At 64.8% G+C, this 18,077-nt stretch carries 8 protein-coding genes and 3 pseudogenes; 7 read left to right on the forward strand and 4 right to left on the reverse strand.

Features of this window, described 5'->3' with window-relative positions:
* Positions 1-80 precede the first annotated feature (80 nt).
* The 3 genes and pseudogenes from ENSA7_RS03670 to drmD all read right to left on the reverse strand — a co-directional run.
* Complete coding sequence (locus tag ENSA7_RS03670; protein WP_106087802.1) at positions 81-2,453, reverse strand: DEAD/DEAH box helicase family protein; 2,373 nt, start codon at positions 2,451-2,453, stop codon at positions 81-83.
* A gap of 70 nt (positions 2,454-2,523) precedes the next feature.
* A complete protein-coding gene (locus tag ENSA7_RS03675) occupies positions 2,524-4,278 on the reverse strand; it encodes a DUF262 domain-containing protein (RefSeq protein ID WP_106087803.1) in 1,755 nt (584 codons plus the stop codon).
* A gap of 528 nt (positions 4,279-4,806) precedes the next feature.
* Positions 4,807-6,405: pseudogene (gene drmD, locus ENSA7_RS03680) on the reverse strand (DISARM system SNF2-like helicase DrmD); the annotation flags it as partial.
* Between the two features lie 685 nt (positions 6,406-7,090).
* On the opposite strand from drmD, the gene ENSA7_RS43120 reads away from it, so the two are divergent.
* Positions 7,091-7,243 (forward strand): hypothetical protein, encoded by a 153-nt coding sequence (locus ENSA7_RS43120; RefSeq protein WP_181233073.1) that lies wholly within the window; start codon positions 7,091-7,093, stop codon positions 7,241-7,243.
* A gap of 26 nt (positions 7,244-7,269) precedes the next feature.
* Here the strand turns inward: ENSA7_RS43120 and ENSA7_RS42010 are convergent, their stop codons facing one another.
* Positions 7,270-7,482 carry a hypothetical protein gene (locus ENSA7_RS42010; RefSeq protein WP_146157290.1) on the reverse strand — a complete coding sequence of 71 codons (213 nt, stop codon included), beginning with the start codon at positions 7,480-7,482 and terminating at the stop codon, positions 7,270-7,272.
* A 30-nt stretch (positions 7,483-7,512) separates the two neighbouring features.
* On the opposite strand from ENSA7_RS42010, the gene ENSA7_RS03685 reads away from it, so the two are divergent.
* The 6 genes and pseudogenes from ENSA7_RS03685 to ENSA7_RS03715 all read left to right on the forward strand — a co-directional run.
* Positions 7,513-12,162, forward strand: a complete 4,650-nt coding sequence (locus ENSA7_RS03685) for a CHAT domain-containing protein (protein WP_146157291.1) — start codon at positions 7,513-7,515, stop codon at positions 12,160-12,162.
* Positions 12,163-12,932: 770 nt separating this feature from the next.
* Positions 12,933-13,367 (forward strand): annotated as a pseudogene (locus ENSA7_RS46300) (DEAD/DEAH box helicase family protein); the annotation flags it as partial.
* 650 nt (positions 13,368-14,017) lie between these two features.
* A pseudogene (locus ENSA7_RS43125) lies at positions 14,018-14,296 on the forward strand (transposase); the annotation flags it as partial.
* Between the two features lie 534 nt (positions 14,297-14,830).
* A complete protein-coding gene (gene ltrA, locus ENSA7_RS03705; protein WP_106087808.1) occupies positions 14,831-16,090 on the forward strand; it encodes a group II intron reverse transcriptase/maturase in 1,260 nt (419 codons plus the stop codon).
* Positions 16,091-16,097: 7 nt separating this feature from the next.
* Complete coding sequence (locus tag ENSA7_RS03710) at positions 16,098-17,075, forward strand: IS3 family transposase (protein WP_106087809.1); 978 nt, start codon at positions 16,098-16,100, stop codon at positions 17,073-17,075.
* Between the two features lie 49 nt (positions 17,076-17,124).
* Positions 17,125-18,077, forward strand: a 953-nt coding sequence (locus tag ENSA7_RS03715) for a helicase C-terminal domain-containing protein (protein WP_244923703.1), incomplete at its 3' end; no start/stop codon positions are given.

Consider the following 18,077-nt stretch of genomic DNA (forward strand, 5'->3'; position numbering starts at 1 on the left):
GGCCAACGTAGGCACTCGACCATCGGCTACTGCTCGCCGGTCGAGTACGAGCGGAACTTCTACGCCGCGAACGCGGTGAGTCAAGCCGCATAAAACCAGGTGTCCGAATTTTTGGGGCAAGACCAGTAGTCAGCGGTCGCCCGATACTCGGTGAACACGATGACCTTGGTGCCGGGTTCGAGCTTGCGCAGTATCTCGAGCAAAGCCTTCAGCTTGCGGTCGCCCTTGACCTTCGTCGCCAACACGAACAGCTGATCCAGCTGATTCTTGAAGCGCGCAGGATCGATAGGATGAATCCGGCCTTGCGCGACGCTCTTGGCTAGCCGATCCAGGGTTACGTCGAGCGCGGCTCCGCTGCTCTCGGCACGGCGGGCAATGAGCGCTCGGATGAATCCATGCCGTCCCTCGACGCTGCCCGCTTCGTCATCGTCATCGTCCAGCATGGAGCTCGCGCCCCACTGATCTTCGACGGTGAAGTCCATATCTTCGAGGGCGTCGTAGATCGCATCCATGTCTGATCGATACCGAACCGTCCGCAGGTCGAGCTTGGGGAAAAAGCGCAGCTCGTCTTGCAGGTTCAGCCCGATGTAGCTCCCCTTCTTCACCCCGAAGTCGCGCAGCACCTGACCCAAAGAGACGTTGACGGCGCCGCGATGTCGCGCGACCTCCGACACCTCCTCGATCGCGGGTGCGCCGGGCGTGGCCATGTCCAACAGCGTCTGAAGATTCTCGACGCCGGTGCTGATCGGAGTGGCTGTCATCAACAGCGCCTTCGGGGGCCCCGAGGTTCCGGACGGGCCCATCAATAGCTCGCGAAGTGAGGTTTGACGTTGGGCCGTCTCGCGCCGGTAGTGGTGGCACTCATCGACGATGACCAAGTCCGTGGGCCCAAGCTCGGTGAAGAGCTCGGCGAGCTTCTCGTTACTCGAGACCCCTCGCGGCGTGCGCTCGAGGTCGTAGGTGCGGACCACGTCGCTGGGGAGTCGAAAGCTGCGCAGCGCGTCGATCCACATGTCGCGCATCGACTGGTTCTTACAGACCAAAACAACACGATCGATGACTTCGTTGTTGCGCAGCGCCGCGGCCACGTAGGCCCCCATTACGGTCTTGCCGGTCCCCGTTGGCGCGATCAGCAAGACCCGATCTTGGCTCTCGAGCCGGCGCAGGACCGTGGCGACGATCGCCTGCTGGAACTGCGCGAGTTGATAGCGGCGACTCTCGACCGGCTGGATCTGTCCGAACAGGAGGTCGAGGATCTTGAGCAGCACGAGCTCGGGGTTCGTCGGCTCCCACAGCGCCCAGGACAGCTCAATCTCCCGCAGCAGCGGCTCACTGAAGGGCAAACCAAGCTCGAAGTAGTACTTGAAGCGATCGACGAGATAGGCGACCTCATCGACGTCGAGGATCACCCGCCCGCACTCGACGTTTTTGGCGAGCCCGTTGGTGGACATGTTGGCGGAGCCCACATGCGCACGTTTGCGGTCGAAGATGTAGACCTTGGCGTGGAGCCCACCGCGCCTCTTTGCCTCGAAGCGCCGAACGCGAACCCGGCCGCGCACCAGCTGGTCGTGGAGCTGGCGGATCATCGTGCGGTGGCTGTCCAGCGTGAGCTGCTGCTCCGCGTAGCGCAGCTCGAGGCTCGCTGCGAACTGCTGGAGCAGGAATCTGACATCGTTGCCTGAGCGCTCATCGTTGCCGATCAGCAGGTACATGTCTGCCGCGTCGAGTTGGCCAGCAACGCGGCTGTAGCCACTGAGGCTGAAGTACGCCGACGCGATCTCCACGCGGCGGCTGCCCTGGGCGAGGTGCTCGAGAGCACGTCCGCTCACCCCCGCGTCGAACAGCACCATGGAGTTGTCGGGGAGTTCGACTTCGGCGAGGGCAGGGCGAAGCTCGAATTCCGGGAGTGGAACCTGTAGACGAGCGGCAACGAATTTCTTCAGCCAGCTGCGCAGCGTCTTGACCCGACGCTTCGTGGTATCATTCTCCTTGTCGGGCTTGCCGTGTGTGTGCAAGTAATGCTGAACAAAGGCCGTTACGCTCGCCGTGTCGGCCTGTTTGGCGAGCTGCTCGAGTCGGTTGCAGCCCTGAAACGTGAGCCATGCCCGCCCCACCTCAGATGCCTCGAACGCGTAGGCCATGCGCTGAACTTGTTGATCTTCGGTCAACCGCAGCAACGCCCTGCCGCTTGGGGTTGGAATGTGGTGTCGGTCGAGGAACCCCATCAAGCGCGCGTTGCTGCGGTAGTAGCCAACAATGCGGGGCGCGACTGGCTTACCCTTATTGCTAATCAGCTTGGTACACAGCTGCTCGATCGGGAGCTCATGGTGCTGGATTACGGCGGTGATGTTCGGCAGCGTCGCTTGCTGCGGCACGAGATCGTCCTCGACGCGACTGGTCTTCCCCCGGTCTTGCGGCCCATAGATCGTTCGCCATTTTCGTTGATCGCTCATTACAGATCCAGGTCACTTTGCTCGGCGCGGATCGATACCCAGGACTTGCGTTGACTCGGGCTTGCTCACGCTAGACCCCGAGCTTGGCACGCAGCTTCTCCTTCATTCGCTCCCGCCGTGCCGAGAAGAAGTCGAGAAACTCCGTGGCGTCGGCCGGCAGCGTTCCCAGGTCGTGCTTGGCCAGGTAGTAACCCTGGTCCGTATCCGTGTGATGGACGGACGCCAGCCACGTCTTTGGCAGTTTGTCCGACTTCTGGACGTTCAAGCTCCCATCCATCAACTGCAAGTTGGGCAGCATATCCTTGAGCCCGGAGATTTCGCCATGATGAGCCTCCTCGACCTCGGCCTTCTTGAGCCGCGCGACCCGGAGCAAGCTGCGGGGGAAGACGTGGTCAATATGGAGCTCGGCGCGCAAGTCCGCGCCAGGGTAGAGCAACGAGAGCAACGCGAACGTACCGCGATCTTGATAGCGAGTCTCGAGCAGCGCATCGAGCTCCTCTTCGTCGAAACGCAGGTGCTTGCCTCGCTCACGCATGGCTGCCTCAATCGCTTCAGTGGGGAACTGTGTCGCGCCGCCGTCGATCGCCCGGCGCATCGCGCCGCGGATGGCCTTGAGCAAGGTATCGAGACCGCTGCCCCAGACCCCGCGCTTGACGAGGGTCCGTACAACCCACAGTCGAATCCGCTCACGATCCTCGCTCGAACTCCTGCCTGTCAAGAAGGACTCGCCGAGCCCGCGCGCCATCACGTAGTAGCTGACGGGCAAGATGACGTTGTTGGCTGTCAAGTTCTGGTCCGAGAAGCCAAAACTGGCGAGTAGGCTCGCGGCGATCTGTAGCGCGCGTTCAATCTCGTCCCAGCGCCTCTCGATCTTGGCCATGTTGTCGGCGGTGAAGTTGGTGACCTTGAACTGGACCTCCGGGATATCCGTGAGCATCAGGGCCGCCTTCAACACCAGATCTTTGGGAAAACGAAAGCCCAGTCCTGTCTTGTTGAGATCATCGACGAGGCTGTGGATCTCTTCGCGGGCGTCCCGCTCTTTCCACTGGGCAGTTGCGACGCTGAGCAGGAGGTCGGCGTAGGACAAAATTGTCCCGCCACTGTTGACGCGGATGAAGATGTTGAGCACCTTGTCGAGGTTCTGCTCCTCTTCTTCGAAGTAGGTGATCAGTCCATCGGTGTGGATGACCGCGTGTAGGCGATGCAGGGTCTTGAACGGCGCCTTGGTCCCGATGAGCCCATGGTCGACCAGGTAGGCGTGCAGGTCCGGGCCAGCGTCCATCGTGCGGATCTTACTGACCGGAAACCAGTGGCGCCTGGCCTCGGCGCTCTCCGCTTTTGCGCGCTTGTCCGTGAGAAACTCGAACTCATACTTCATGTCCAGTTCGTCGTCATGTGACTCCGAGAGGATGTCGAGGTAGAGCTGCTTTTTGGGAAACGCGTGGGGATTTGACCATCGCTTGCGGGGTAGCTTCTCCGCGTGGCTTCCACGGAGCCCGATGTTGAGGGCGGTCAAGCGCTGCTGCCCATCGAGTACCGCCGTGACGGCGTCGCTTCCCGACAGTGAGATGGGCGGGCAGTGTGGGGCGTCCCGTTTGTGGTAGTTCGTGACGAATTGGTAGAAAGCGTACTCCTGCGTGCTCTCTTTCTCTACCCGCCAGAACAGGAACGAGCCGAAGGGGTAGCCGCGCATCAGGCTGTCGAACAGGCGACCGATCTGTTCCGTCTCCCAGACGAACTCGCGCTGAATTGCGGGTAGGACAAACTCGTTCTTCTCGATGCGCTGGAGAGCGCGATGGATTGTGATGGGCTGCTGGAAGGGCATGGCTCAGGTCGTGTAATCGGTGTCGGGTCAAAGTCGCGCACGTAAGCTGTTGTGCTTGGTCATGCGGACCTGCTCAGGCTCGGAGGCTTTCTTCTTGCTCGACTTCTTCTTCGCGGGCTTCTTCTTGTCCCGCTTCTTCTTCGGTTTGGCCTTCTTGCTCGATGGGCCCTCGCCCGCGAGGCGCTCCTCTTCGGCGTAGGTCTGGTTGAGCTCGAGCAGGCGGGCGAGGACCTCGTCGTGGAACTCCTGCGGCCACTTGTAGCGCCAGGGCTTCTTTTTCTTGCGCTTGTGGCCACCGTCGTCCTCGTCGTCCTCCTCATACTCGAGTTGGAACTCGCAGGTGGCTCGCTCGGCGAGGTCGTGCCAGCCGTAGGCTTCGAGGACGGCGTGATCCATGGCGGCGTGGAGTTCGCAGAGCTTGATGATCTCCAAACGTTTCCTTTCCCCAAAGACTGGCAACCCAGCCAACCGCTCAAGCAAACCGGCCAGACCTACTACGACTACCGCGCCGCCCTCATGAACCGCAACGCCGAACTCGGGACACTGGTGCTCGCGGATCCACGCTACGAGTCGCTCGAAGCGGGGGGCCGGGCTGTAGCGGTGGGCGGCTGCGATCTCGAGCATGCCGGACAAGAGCGCTCCCTCGTCTTCGCTGGGGCCCTCGGGGTTGGCGTGGGCGCTGGCGGTCTCGAGCTGGGCCTGCTCTTCGACGCAGACCGCGTCCTCGGACAGCTCTGCACGCTCGTCGTCGCTGCCGACGCCGTCTCGCAACAACGACAGGTCGCCGGGCGGACTGTTCTTTGTAGTCTTGGCGGCCTTCTTGGCGCGGCGTTCGATCGCGCGGCGATGGACATCGAGGGTGCGATAGAAGGCCTCGATCGACGAGAGCAGGCGCTTTTGCAGGCTGGTCAGGACCAGCATCGCGGCGCTTCGGCGGCTCTCGTTGGTGTTTGCCAGGCGCTCGCTTCGAAGCTCGCGGAGGCGCTGGAGCCGGCGCGAGAGCTCGAGCTCTGGGGCGTCATCGGGCAGGCCCTCGATGATGATCGGCTCGATGATGCGCTCGGCGAACTCGCCGGGAACGAGCTCGCGGACGTCGGCCTTGAGCCGGCGGACCATGACGTCGGCGAGCTGATCCGGGTGTACGGGGACACCCCGGCAAAAGCGCTGGGGGTCGAGGATCTCCAGCAGCGCGGCGAAGCTGTTCGAGTGGCCGTTGTGCGGCGTGGCCGACAAGAACAGCTTGTGCTCGAAGCGGGGGGCCAGATCGCGGACCGTCCGGGTCAGGTTGGAGTCGATGGCGTAGCGGGCCCCGCTGGCGGGGGCGGCGTTGTGGGCCTCGTCGAGGATCAACATCGAGCTCGGCGAGAAGGTGCCCAGGTGATCGCGCAGGGGGCCGGCGTAGGTCGCGTCGCGCAAGAGCGCGTGGGAAATGATGAAGCGGCTGTGGGTCTTCCACAGATTGGCGCCCCAGCCTCGCTCGCGGCGGATCTCGGCGAACCAGGCCCGGTCGACGATGATGAAGGTCAGGCCAAAGCGCTGCTCCATCTCGTCGCGCCACTGCTGCACGACAGAGGGGGGGCAGGCAACGATCACCCGGCGCACGCGCTGGCGCATGAGCATCTCGCGGAGAATCAGGCCGGCCTCGATCGTCTTGCCGAGGCCCACGTCGTCCGCGACGAACAGGTGGACGCGCGGCATCAGCAGAGCCTTGCGCAGGGGCTCGAGCTGGTAGTCCTTGACCTGAATGCCCGCGCGGTAGGGGGCCTGGAAGAGCTTGGGGTCTGTCGAGGTGACGCAGTTCCAGCGCAAGGTGTGGAGGTACGCAGAGAACAGCTCGGGGCGGTCGAATCCGCGCTCGGCGACGGCCTCCCAGCTGCTCTTGCCGAGGATGCGGGCGTCGATCTCACACTCCCACAGGACCTCGAGGGGCTCGCCGAGGGCGTCATCCTCGAGGCAGGACAGGCGGACCAGGGTCGCGTCGCCGTGTTGCTTGGGCGCCGTGAGATCCTCGACGAGGTACTGGCGCGAGCGGACGCGGACGATCTGTCCGGGCTCGAGGGGGTCGGCGTCGCGCCAGCGGTGGCCGACGGGGCGAGCTACGGTGGGTGCTGGGGCTTTGGGCTGCACGGGCTGCTCAGTCGGCGTGGGGTGCTCGCGGTGGGCGTCCAACAAGGTCGCGGCATCCTGGCCCTTGTTTGCCGCGCCGGGGAGCTCATGGAGTTCGCACAGCTTGGCGAGCTCTCTGCTGTTGAGGCGGCCGACGATGTTCGCTAAGGAAATCGACTCGACCGAGGTCAGGGCGTCGATGAGCGCGCTCGATTCTGCTGACGGCGGCAGGTCGATCTCGAAGTGGTCCCGCAGGCGGAGCAACCGCTTGCGGCCGAGATGCTCGAGGATGCTGAGCTTGTTGGGGGTCATTGCGGCGCCGGCATGGTACCGCTCGTGAGGCGACGACCGCCAGCTTTGACTCTTCCGAGAGCGTCGACACCGCGATCGAGCGCCTCGTAGCGGCTGACTGCATGGACGATGTAGCAGATCTGCGTGGCTAGCTTGCACACCGACGCAGAGGCGCTAAGCCAGAGCGTCCGCATGGCAGACACCGGCCCGGACCCTCTCGAACTTCCCCAACGATTGCTCGACGACGGCAGCCTCGCGGAGGCCCGATCGGCCGCGCAAACAGCCTTGTCCGAGCTGTCAGCCTCAGCCGACCCGCTGCTCATCGGCGCCCTGCAACTCGTGGAGCTCCGCGCTGCTCTCGACATGGGATTAGCGAGCCAGGAGTTAGCCCGGAGCTGTCGCTCGACCTTCGAACATGTGCGTGGCGACTCTGATCTCGAAGCCCAAGCGCGACTATGCCAGCTGCGCCTGGGGCTCGACCTGCGAGACGCTGCCTTCGCCCGCGACGCCCACGCTTGGCTCGACGAGCGCCGCGGTCGGCTCGGGCGCGCCCAGCGTCAGCAGCTGATCGTGCTCGAGAGTCAGCTGGCTCCGTCACCAGTCGCCGCGTGTGACCACCTGCGTCGCGGCGCCGCACAGCTGCCTCCTGGTCCCGAACAGTTGGAGCTGCGCGTCGTGCTTGCACACTTGCAACTTCGCCATGGCCTGGCGAGCGACCCCCTCGACGAGCTGGTGCTCGCGGCCATTGCCGAGGCGGATCATCGGCGAGTGGCCCGTGCCCTGGAGGCGCTGGCGTGGGATCACCATGGTCGATTGAACGCAGCCACGCTCTCGCGCGTGATCGACTGGACTAGCGAGGATGCCCCGCATGTCAGCGGGTTCTTGCTTGCGCAGACGGGGCGCGTGGACGAGGCGGTCGCGCGGCTCACTGCGGCATGCGAGCGCGCGACGGAGTTCGTCCGTGCTTCCTGTCTGAACGTGCTCCTGCCCCTGCTCCCCAACGGGCCCGAGCGGCGCCGCCACAGCGAAGAATTCGAGCTCCTGCTCGATCGCTATGGTGACGCAGCGTGGCGGCACAACCTCGCCGCCGTTCAGGCCGATCTGGCCCAGGCCGGGCGCGACCTGGAGTTGATGGCGCGCGCGCTCGCCCATGCACGCCGGGCCGCCCCGGAGCTGCGTGGCGTCGGGAACGGGTTGATCGTCGACATCCTGAGCGAGCTCATTGTGCTGGGCTCGACGCAGCCAACGGCCGCCCTCGCGGAGCTCGCCGAAGAGCTCGCACAGCCCATCTCGGAGGTCGAGCTTGCCATGCTGGCCAAGGCTCGCGAGCGGGCAGCCTTCGCCGCGACCGCGACCGGCCCGCTGTGTCCTCCGCGAGTCCTCCGCGCGGCGGATCAGCTCGCCGAGCTCGCGGCTCCCCTCGCCACGGTCCGAAGCGAACTCGTCCGTGCGCGATGCCGATGGGTCGTGGAGCGCCAGCGCGGCGTCCAGAGCGACCCCGGCGATTGGCCCGAGGGCAACTTCGACCGCGCACCCCAATGGATGATCGATCTGACCCTCGGCAGCGAGCGCAGCGTCGCGCCCGAGGAGCTGCGCATCGGCCACGAGTTGCTTCCACATGTCGTCGAAGCCCGGCGCGATGTCGCCGATCACCTCCTCGTCGCGCTCATCCCCGCGTGGGAGGCCGCATCGGGGGACTGGGTCACCGCGGTCGAGACAAGCATCAGCGAGGCGATCGAGACGCCCATCTACGCGGACACAAACGCCTGGCCCGAATTGAGCGCGGCCGTCAACGACGCGTGCACGCGCAGCGATCGCGCCTGGCTCCACGGTGTCGCCGCGACCCTCGCCCGGGCTCGCGGTGAGGCGCCGCCGACAAACGAGACGGCCACCACGTCGACCTCCGCGAGCGAGAACCTGCGCTTGCTGTTCAACCGCGCTCGCCAGGCGTCCGAGTATGTTCGTGAGCTCCGCAGCAACGATTGTGAGCAGGAGACCGAGGCCGCCCGCGCGGCTTGGTGCGAAGCCCTCACGGCCGCCGAGCAGGTAGGCGATGTGCTGATGATCTTCCACGCACGGGTTGGCATCGGCAACGCGGCACGCTGGGGCGCCAAGCCCGATCTCGAGCAGGCCCTCGTTCACTATCGAGCCGCGTCGGCCCTGGGTGTGGAGCGACCGAAGGCCCTCGCCAAGCTGTGGAAGGTCTGGGGCGATTGTCTGTACGAACGCGGCGACGACGACGATCTGCGCGAAGCCTACCAACTCATCGCTCGGTCGATCGACGCGCGCACGGACCGACTGCGGGCCGAGAGCCTGCTCTCGGCCGAGCAAATCGCCGCCTGCCACCCGGACTTCGACGACGAGACTCGACTGCGTCGAGCGGTCCAGCACATGACCGACGCTGTGCGAGCGGGTCCAGAGCTCGCGGATGCGATCGTTCCCCAGCTGTGCCGACGCATCGCGGAGTTGCGGCGATACGCGCCGAAGGACCATGGCACAGATGATCTCTTGAACGAGATCGAGCGTCGCCATGCTGGCCATCGACCGGTTATCGAGCAGGCTCGGGGCGGAGTTGGGCAATCCGCCGACCCTGAAATTGTGGATTACTTCAAGCACATGATGAGCGATCCCGACGGCCGCATCATTGTCGAGGTTCAGCACCGGATGATGGATGTCGAACAGAGCATCGCGCAAATGCCAGCGCAGATGCTCCAACACCTGCCCGTCGAGCAATTGCGCGCGCAGCTCGAGGCCAACTCCATCCGCAACCACCCCGAGCGGCTGCGAGCCGAGCTCGCGCGGTTGCGGGGCGAGACGGCTGCGCAGGGGGCCACCGGGCGCTTGGTTGCTCAGGTCCTCGTCCTCGCTCAGCTTGTCCGACTTGGCCAGGGTGACGAGTCCGAGGCACGCCAGGCCACAGCCGAAGCCCGGCGAGTTCTTCGCCACGCGAACACACCGACGCGAGTCCTGCTTGGATCCCAGCTGGCCGAGGCCTGGCAGACTCACGATCAGAGCAACGCCCAGCCGATGTCCGACATCGATCTCTCCCGTGAGATTGCGGCCGAAGCCGTCGAGGCTGGCGGCGGTCTCGACCACGCCTTCTCCGACGCGGTTGTCCTCCTCGCCCGAGGCTACCGCTACGCCCGCACCGGCGATCGCAACGAGCACCTGCGTCGGGCCCGAGACATCTACGCTCGGCTCCATGCCCGCGCCCTCGCGGCCGGCGATGGTGACACCGCGGCCGCGTCGCTCAACCACCAGGTCGACGCTGAGCTCGAGATGGCCGTTGGCGATCGCAAGACGCGACTGCGAGAAGGCATCGAGAAACTCGAGCGCGCCCGGACCCTCGCCCGAATGCCGATACGGATCGCCGAGATCGAGATCTCGATCGCCTGGCATCTGACCCAGCTCGCGGACGTCGTCGGTGGGGTCGAGCAACGCGGCTTGCTCGAGCAGGCGATGGCGCGCTTCGACGCAGTTGACCGCCGCGCGGCGCCGTCGACGGCGAATCTGGACCACCTCCGCGGCATTTGCGAAGGGTCGCTCGCGCGAGTCCTCCACGGCCCGGAGGCCGAGGCCGAGCTCTTGGAAGCGAAGCTCACCGATCCATCACTGAGCGCTTACGATCGCGCGATCGCTCAACACAACCTCGCCATTCGCCTGCGCCGCATGCCCCAGGTCGACTCGGTCCATCTCCTGCGCGCGCTGGTGTTGTTCGACGAAGCGGCCAAGGTGCGCGAGCCGGTCTCGGCCCGCCATGCCTGGGAGACTTGCTACGAGGCCGGTCTGATGCTGGTCCAAGCCCTGAAGTCCGAGCAAGGCCTGACACCAGAGCTGCTGCCCTGGGAGGCCACCGTGGCCATCCTCCAGGCGCGGTCTTGGCTCGAGCGCGCGCTGACGGCCGCCACGCAACTCGGCCCGGGCGAAGAGCTCGTCGACGCGGCGATCATGCTCGGTCGCTTGGCTTTCGACGTCCGAACCCTCCGCGACGCCACCGAGATCGCCAAGCGCAGTTGGGACGCGCTGCGGCGCGCTGCGCCCTACTTGCTGTTTCGCGACGAGCTGCGCGATTGGGAGGCGAAGTTCTGCCGATCGATCGCTGTGCGCCTCGCTGCGCTCGCCCTCGAGGATGGGATCGTCGGTGTCGGCGGTGAGGTTCGCGCGATCCATGGCGACGCCACCGCACTGGTCATTCGATGGTTGTTGCGTGCCCAAGCCAGCGCCCGCCGGCCCACGCTCGCGCGGATCCAGCGGCCCGAGACCGCCACGGTGGCTTGGTGGTCGACCTGGCAAGCGACACTCGATCGCCGGGACCACCGCGCGCTCGCCAAACAACTCGAGGAGATCCATGGCCAGGAACCCAACTACCTGACCGGAGAGCCCGTGCTCGACGAGACCTGGGCGTGGCTCGAGGCCGAGCCTGAGGCGGTGGCGATCGCGGTCCTGCTCGAGCGAGACACGTCCATTGCCGCGGTGCTGTACTTCGATGATCGCGGCGGCCAACAGACGCGGGTCTTGGTCCTGCCGTCGCGCACGCCTCCGGGGGGCGAAGCCGAGCTGATCGCTCTCTTGAAGAACGCCATCAGCGGCGATCCAGCGGCTCTGAGAGTCCATGAGTTGGTTGTGAAGTGGGCGCGAGAGTCGATCGCCACGCCCGTCATCGAGTACCTCGGCCGCGCGCCGAAGACCGTGCTCTGGTGCCCGGGGCCGATCTTGCGCCTGGCTACACCTTCGAGCGTGTGGGCCGGCGTACCCGTCGCGTGCGTGCACTCGCTCGCTCTGCCTCGCCATCGCCGGCTCAAGCCCCGGCCTCGCTCGTCACTGATCGCCGCCGCGATGCCGACCGGCGAGCGCATGGCCGGTATGCTCGAGGACAAGGTCAAAATCATGCTCGACGAGGCCAAGCACACCGGGCCCGCGCGGGCGCTGGTTAGCGCGGCCGACGTGTTTGGCAACGGTCTGCGTCAACTTAGGCCGATCCGCAACACCCCCGCGAGCCCCGAGGATCTCTTGGCCGAGGCGCCCAACCACGACCTCGTCGTCGTGCTCGCCCATGGCGGGGCTGGATCGGAGGAACAGGCCGCGCTCGGCTGCGTCGACGCAGATGGCAACGGAGCACTGCTAACCGGCAAGCACCTCGCCGCGCATCACGACGCGTTCGCGGGCGCGACAGTGGTGCTGCTCGCGTGCTCGTCGGGTCGCATCGGCGGTGAGCTGCATGCACCCGACGGAGTCGCTGGCGCCCTGCTGGCCGCCGGGGCGCGCGCCGTGATCGCGCCGCTGTGGTCGGTGTATCTCAACATAGCCGTCCACGCAGCGCGGGCGTTGCTGCGCGGCTTCGCCGAGGGGCAGCGCGCTTGGGAGGTGGTGGCCCAGCTGCCGGCTCGCATGATCGAGGCTGGACCGGCGCTCGACGAGCCCAGTGACGACGACAAGCGGGCGGGCGGCGTCGTGCAGCTGCAGAGCTTCGTCGTCTGGCTCGGCTGACGACGGACACCGGGCCGCGGGCCGCGTTCAGGTCCCGACATCGCCTGTGCCTGGGGCGGTGACGATGGCTGTCCTTTGGATCAACCGGCCGAGCATAGACCGCTTGGTGCGCGTGCACGTAGGTGCCGAACTGCAATGGCCAACGTCGAGACGGCGAGCTGGTATTGCCTCAGCTCTGCCGAAGCCCGCGGACGAGCATGTCCGCGACTCGCTCGACCACCAGCGCTGATCATCGCGAGTGCGATCGACCGGCCCGCGCGGATCGTAGCGGCGGTCTCCAAGCCTTGACGCGAGGCCAGCGAGCCGTCCCAGGGCCAGGCGAAGCAGTTGCGCGCGAGTGAGCGAGAGCTGGTCGAGGTAGTCCGGCGCCAGTCGATCAACCACTCGCGGCCGTCGCTAGCGCCGTCCCGAGTTCGGTAAGTCCCGCCACAAGTCCATCGAACGCTCCGGTCCGGGCCCAGGGCCGCCGTCAACGCTTCACGAACAACGCCTACGACTCCCTACAGCGATCGGCGATGTAGCAAGGGCCGCTTGATCGGTTGAGCGAGCACCCTCGGCCCACGATGATGAGTACCCGGCAGCCACCGACGTCGACGCGCACTGATGGGCAAAAGTCAATGCGATCACTGCCGCGCCGCTCCTGGGCTGCAGGGTCGGTTGGGGGAGTGGATAGCGTGGAGTAGAATTCGGCGGCCGACTCGAAGTACCAGCCCACACGGCCTCCTTGGCCGTGGCGCCCGCACACTGGCAAGCTCGACCCGGAACAACACATGACGATTCAACGAGACTACGAGCAATATCTCGCGCGCCTGAGTTCGGCGAAGTTCAGGAAGCTTTTTCTGCACCAGGCAGCGGTGCTGAAGGACTACTCGGCAAACTTCGCCGACAAGAAGGACGTGGCCGTCGAGCTGCCGACCGGCGCCGGCAAGACGCCGATCGCACTCCTCATCGCCGGCGCGTGGCTAGAGGAGGGCAAGAAGGTCGCGGTGCTCTCGGCCAACAAAACCCTGGCGCGCCAAATGGCGAACGAGGCCCGCGAGCTGGGTATCTCCTTCGCCCATATGGAAGGGCGCGGCCAGGACCTGCCCGCGAAGGACCGGCGCGCGTACCAGCGTGCACAGGCCATTGGAATCATGAACTACTGGGTGTACTTCAACCAGAGCCCGGTCATCGATCCCGCCGACCTGCTCGTCATGGACGACGCGCACCTCGCCGAGCACTGCCTCCACTCTCTCTACTCGGTCGAGATCACCAAGTTCAAGCACGAGAGGCTGTTCACGTCGCTAGTGGAGGAGCTGCAGGTACGGTTCCCCGACTATGGCGTGTTGCGCGATGCGCTCTCTGACGACGCGCCACCTAGCTCCACCGCGGAGCTCATGTCCTTCATCGACCAGGACGCCGCCGCCGACCGCATCCGCGAGCTGCTCGACTCCTACACCACCCCCAAGGGAGCAGACCTCGACCTCAAGTTCCGCTGGCAGCGCCTCCGGCCAAAGCTGCGGGATGTCAACCTGTACGTGAGCCGCCACGCGCTTTGGCTGCGGCCCTACGTCTACCCACTCGTCTCGAATCCCCACTACGCCAACGTGAGCCAGGCGCTCTACATGAGTGCTACCGTCGGCGATGCCGGCGACCTTGCCCGCCGCCTCGGCACGCGACCGATCGAGAAGATCTCAGTCGATCCGAAGCACGGCGAAACGACATCGGGACGGCGGCTCATTGTCATGAACCGCACCAGCGACGAAGGCGGCATCCCCAAGCGGATGGCCGCAGCGCTTCTCGAGGCCCTGCGCCTACTAAATCTGCCCCAGTTTGATGGACACCTCCGGAAGAAGGAAACTGGAGGACAAGCACCGTGCCACGCAAGAAACGCAGGACATTTACACCGCAACAGAAGGCCGAGGCCGTCAAGATCTGCCAGCGGTCAAGCAAGCCGATCTCTCAGGTGGCTCGAGATCTCGACCTTCCTGAGGGCGCGCTCAGGAACTGGGTGAACCAGGCGAAGGTCGACGAAGGCGGGCCCAGCGATGCCGGCCCACTGACGACCGAGGAGCGGGAGGAGCTCAAGCAGCTGCGCAGGCAAAATCGCGAGCTGCAGATGGAGCGGGATTTCTTAAAAAAAGCCGCGGCCTTCGTGTGCCACGAGCGCGATCAGTGATGCGATCGCCAACTACACCAGTGATGAGGGATGGCCCCTCGGAGTCGGGTTGCAGGATCAGGCTCCAAACCACCTCGAGCTGCGTCGGTCAAGAGCCGTCGTGGTGAGCGTCGAGGAAAAGCCGCAAGGAACATTGCGGCAGGTACGATTCGAGAAGACGAACGCAAGTGAACCGCTGATGACGTGTCGTGAGCTTTACCAGTGGCGTCGAAACCGGGAGGGAAGGCCAGCCCGGGAAGGAACCCAGCGGGTACCTGCTTACTGGCTGGGTGGCGCTCGGCATAAAGGTGGCGTGAGCTCGAATCAGGCGTTGGTGTGGAACGTGGGAACCTGTCGTCCCGATGCTAAGGAAAGAACTCGAGCGGAAAGCCTCCGTGAGGGTGCAAGTACCGATGCGGGGCACAGGGGCGGAGCACCTCGTAGTAGCGATGAAGCGTGTGAAAGCATGCAGAGCCAATGGGGTGCATCGTCTGTTCTGGGTCAGAGGTCAACCGAAAGCGGGAAGAACCGATGACGCAGACAAAGCCGTTTACCATCCCCAAGAGGATGGTCTGGGTGGCCTTCAAGACAGTGAGGGCCAAACGGGGAGCTCCGGGCGTCGATGGCCAGGGGACCGAGGACTTTGAGCGTGACCTGCGCCGAAATCTCTATCGGCTCTGGAACAGGATGTCCTCGGGCTCCTATCACCCTCCACCCGTGATGCGGGTGGAGATACCGAAAAGGGACGGCGGCGTGAGGGTCCTCGGCATTCCTACTGTCGAGGATCGTATCGCTCAAGCCGTCGTCAAGATGTATCTCGAACCCTTTGTGGAACCTGTGTTCCATCCCGACTCTTTCGGTTATCGACCCGGGCGCTCGGCACACGATGCTGTCGAAAGTGCTCGCAGTCGATGCTGGAAGCATGGGTGGGTTTTGGATCTCGACATTCGGTCGTTCTTCGATCGCCTGGACCACGAGCTCGTGCTTCGTGCGGTTAGGCGGTTCACGGACTGCCGGTGGGTGCTCTTGTACATCAAACGGTGGTTGAAGGCGGATCTCCAGGACCAGGAGGGTCAGGTCGTAACCCGAGATCGGGGTACGCCCCAGGGGGGTGTCATCAGTCCACTGCTGGCCAACATCTTCCTCCATTTGGCGTTCGACCAGTGGATGCTCGAGACTTTTCCAGGTGTGCCGTTCGAACGGTACGCTGATGATATCCTCGTGCACTGTCAGTCGAAGGGTCAGGCGGAGTGGATGCTTCAGCGGATACAAGAGCGTCTAGAGCGTTGTCGACTGGAGCTACATCCGGGGAAAACTCGGATCGTCGGCTGCAAGCCGGGAACGTGGTCGAGGAGCGAAGTCAGGAGTTTTGACTTCTTGGGGTTCACGTTCCAGCCTCGTTTGGCGAAAGCTAGGACGGGGCAGATCTTCGTCTCCTTTAGCCCCGCGATCAGTGGGAAGGCCGCGCGTCGCGTTCGCCAAACCATGCGGCGGAGTTGGAGGTTGCCGAGGAGGACGAGGATGACTCTCGAAGAGCTTGCGGCGTTCATCAACCCAGTGTTGCGGGGCTGGATACGCTACTACGGTCGATTTCGACCGTCTGCGCTAGTCTCGGTGCTGCGGGGCTTGAATGTGGCGCTTCGCCAGTGGGTGATGCGAAAATACAAGCGCTTCAGGAGGCGACCAAAGAAGGCGATGGCCTGGCTTCAACGCATCGCCGAGCGCACTCCCGGACTCTTCGTCCATTGGGAGATCGCTGGGCTCCTTCCCACGGTGACGGCTGGACGATAGGAGCCGTATGAGTCGAGAGATTCACGTACGGTTCTGTGGGGGCGTGAGGGGGAGGTTCCCTCGCGCTACCCGACTTCGCCAAGGAAAGCTCGTAGCGGCTGAGGCCTACGAGCTGATCCACGCGGAGAGGGCCAACTTCCCGATCAAGCTGATGTGCAGGGTCCTCGAGGTGTCGAGGTCCGGCTACTACGCCTCGCTAACCCGAGTGCCATCGAACCGAGCCAAGGACAACGAGTTGTTGAACCAGCAGATCACCGAGATTTTCGACCAAAGCCGCGGCACCTACGGCAGCCCTCGGGTGACGGAGGAGCTCGAGGCCCAAGGGTTCACCGTGGATCGAAAGCGAGTCGCGCGGCAGATGGCCAAACTGGGGCTCAGCGCCGACCTGAAGCCGAAATTCCGTAATGCCGACTCCGAGCCGACAAACCCGGCCGCGCCCAACGTGCTCGAGCGCCGCTTCGACATCGACGAGCCGGACCGCGTCTGGGTCTCGGACATCACCTACGTCTGGACCATCGCCGGCTGGGTGTACCTCGCCGTCGTGATCGACCTGTTCTCGCGTCGGGTCGTCGGCTGGTCGAGCGCCGACCATATGCGCGCTGACCTCGTCCTCGATGCTCTCAGCGCCGCGCTCGGGAGCCGTGAGCCCTCACAGCAAGGCTTGCTCTTCCATTCGGATCAGGGCTCCCAGTACAAGGCCACGCGCGTCCGCGAGACACTCGACGACGCAGGGATCACTTGCAGCATGAGCCGCCGCGGCAACTGCTGGGACAACGCCGTCGCCGAGGCCTTCTTTGCCTCCCTGAAACGCGAGCACGTCTATCGCAAGATCTTTCTCACCCACGAGGACGCGATGACGTCTATTGCGGAATGGATCGAAGTTTTCTACAATGGCCAACGTAGGCACTCGACCATCGGCTACTGCTCGCCGGTCGAGTACGAGCGGAACTTCTACGCCGCGAACGCGGTGAGTCAAGCCGCATAAAACCAGGTGTCCGATTTTTTGGGGCAAGACCAAACATCCCACGTGGCTGCTGACCTCATTCGGCGACGAGGTCGACCAGTTCCGCCGTGCCTCGTCGGGTCACCTCTTCGTCGCCGGCCGTTTCGACGGCATGGACTTCAAGGACGACGAGTGTCGCATCGTCGTCATCACCACCTTGCCGCGCGCCATCAACCTGCAGGAGGAGTTCATCACCAGCTATCTGCGCGACGCGGGGTTCATGCGCCGCCGCCTGAACCAGCGCATTGTGCAGGCGCTCGGCCGTTGCAACCGCGCGCCCGAGGACTACGGCCTCTACTTCCTGGCCGATCAGCGCTTCGCCACGCACTTATCCACCGAAGCCAACCGCGAAGGCATCTCAGTGAACATCCAGGCTGAAATTGATCTCGCCCAGGATGTCGCCGAAATGGTCGACGGCGACGTGGTCACCCGAGTCACGCAGTTCCTCCAGGGCGATTTCGTCCTCTACGATGCAGAACTCGCTGAACGGGCCGACGGCGTGCCTCCGCCGCGGCCGGCGAAGTCGACGACCGACACCTCCGCCGACGAGGTGCTCGGGTGGGCGGCACTCGACAGCCAGAACTACCCCGTGGCCGCGGACAAGTTCGAGGCGTGCTGGGAAGCCGCCAAGGCCGACAACGCGCTTGAGCTCGGAGCACTGCACGGCTGGCACCGCGCCAAAGCGCTCTACCTCCATGGCGGCCTGGGAGACGCGGGCGCCCGCGAGCGCGGATTGCAGGCGCTCGAGGAGGCGATCACCCGGGAGCTGCTTCACCGCTCGCCAAAAGAGACCCACTTCTGCTCTGGAAAAATGACCCAGGCCAGATCCGCGATCCCGTCCGATCCCCCACCAGGATCAGACGTTCCGCGCACCGCTCGCAGGCGCGAGAAAGCCCCGCCGGCGACCGCCGACGGGGCTTCGTCTGTTCGGCCGCGCTCACGCGGCGAGGTCGGGCTGAGGCGTCCGCAGCGACTGGCCGTCGA

The organism is Enhygromyxa salina (assembly GCF_002994635.1).
GTDB lineage: Bacteria > Myxococcota_A > Polyangia > Nannocystales > Nannocystaceae > Plesiocystis > Plesiocystis salina_B.

Coding starts and splice junctions, on each gene's coding strand:
- ENSA7_RS03670 (WP_106087802.1), bottom strand. CDS start 2,453: ATGAGCGATCAACGAAAATGGCGAACGATCTATGGGCCGCAAGACCGG.
- ENSA7_RS03675 (WP_106087803.1), bottom strand. CDS start 4,278: ATGCCCTTCCAGCAGCCCATCACAATCCATCGCGCTCTCCAGCGCATC.
- ENSA7_RS43120 (WP_181233073.1), top strand. CDS start 7,091: ATGTGCGTGGCGACTCTGATCTCGAAGCCCAAGCGCGACTATGCCAGC.
- ENSA7_RS42010 (WP_146157290.1), bottom strand. CDS start 7,482: ATGGTGATCCCACGCCAGCGCCTCCAGGGCACGGGCCACTCGCCGATG.
- ltrA (WP_106087808.1), top strand. CDS start 14,831: ATGACGCAGACAAAGCCGTTTACCATCCCCAAGAGGATGGTCTGGGTG.
- ENSA7_RS03710 (WP_106087809.1), top strand. CDS start 16,098: ATGAGTCGAGAGATTCACGTACGGTTCTGTGGGGGCGTGAGGGGGAGG.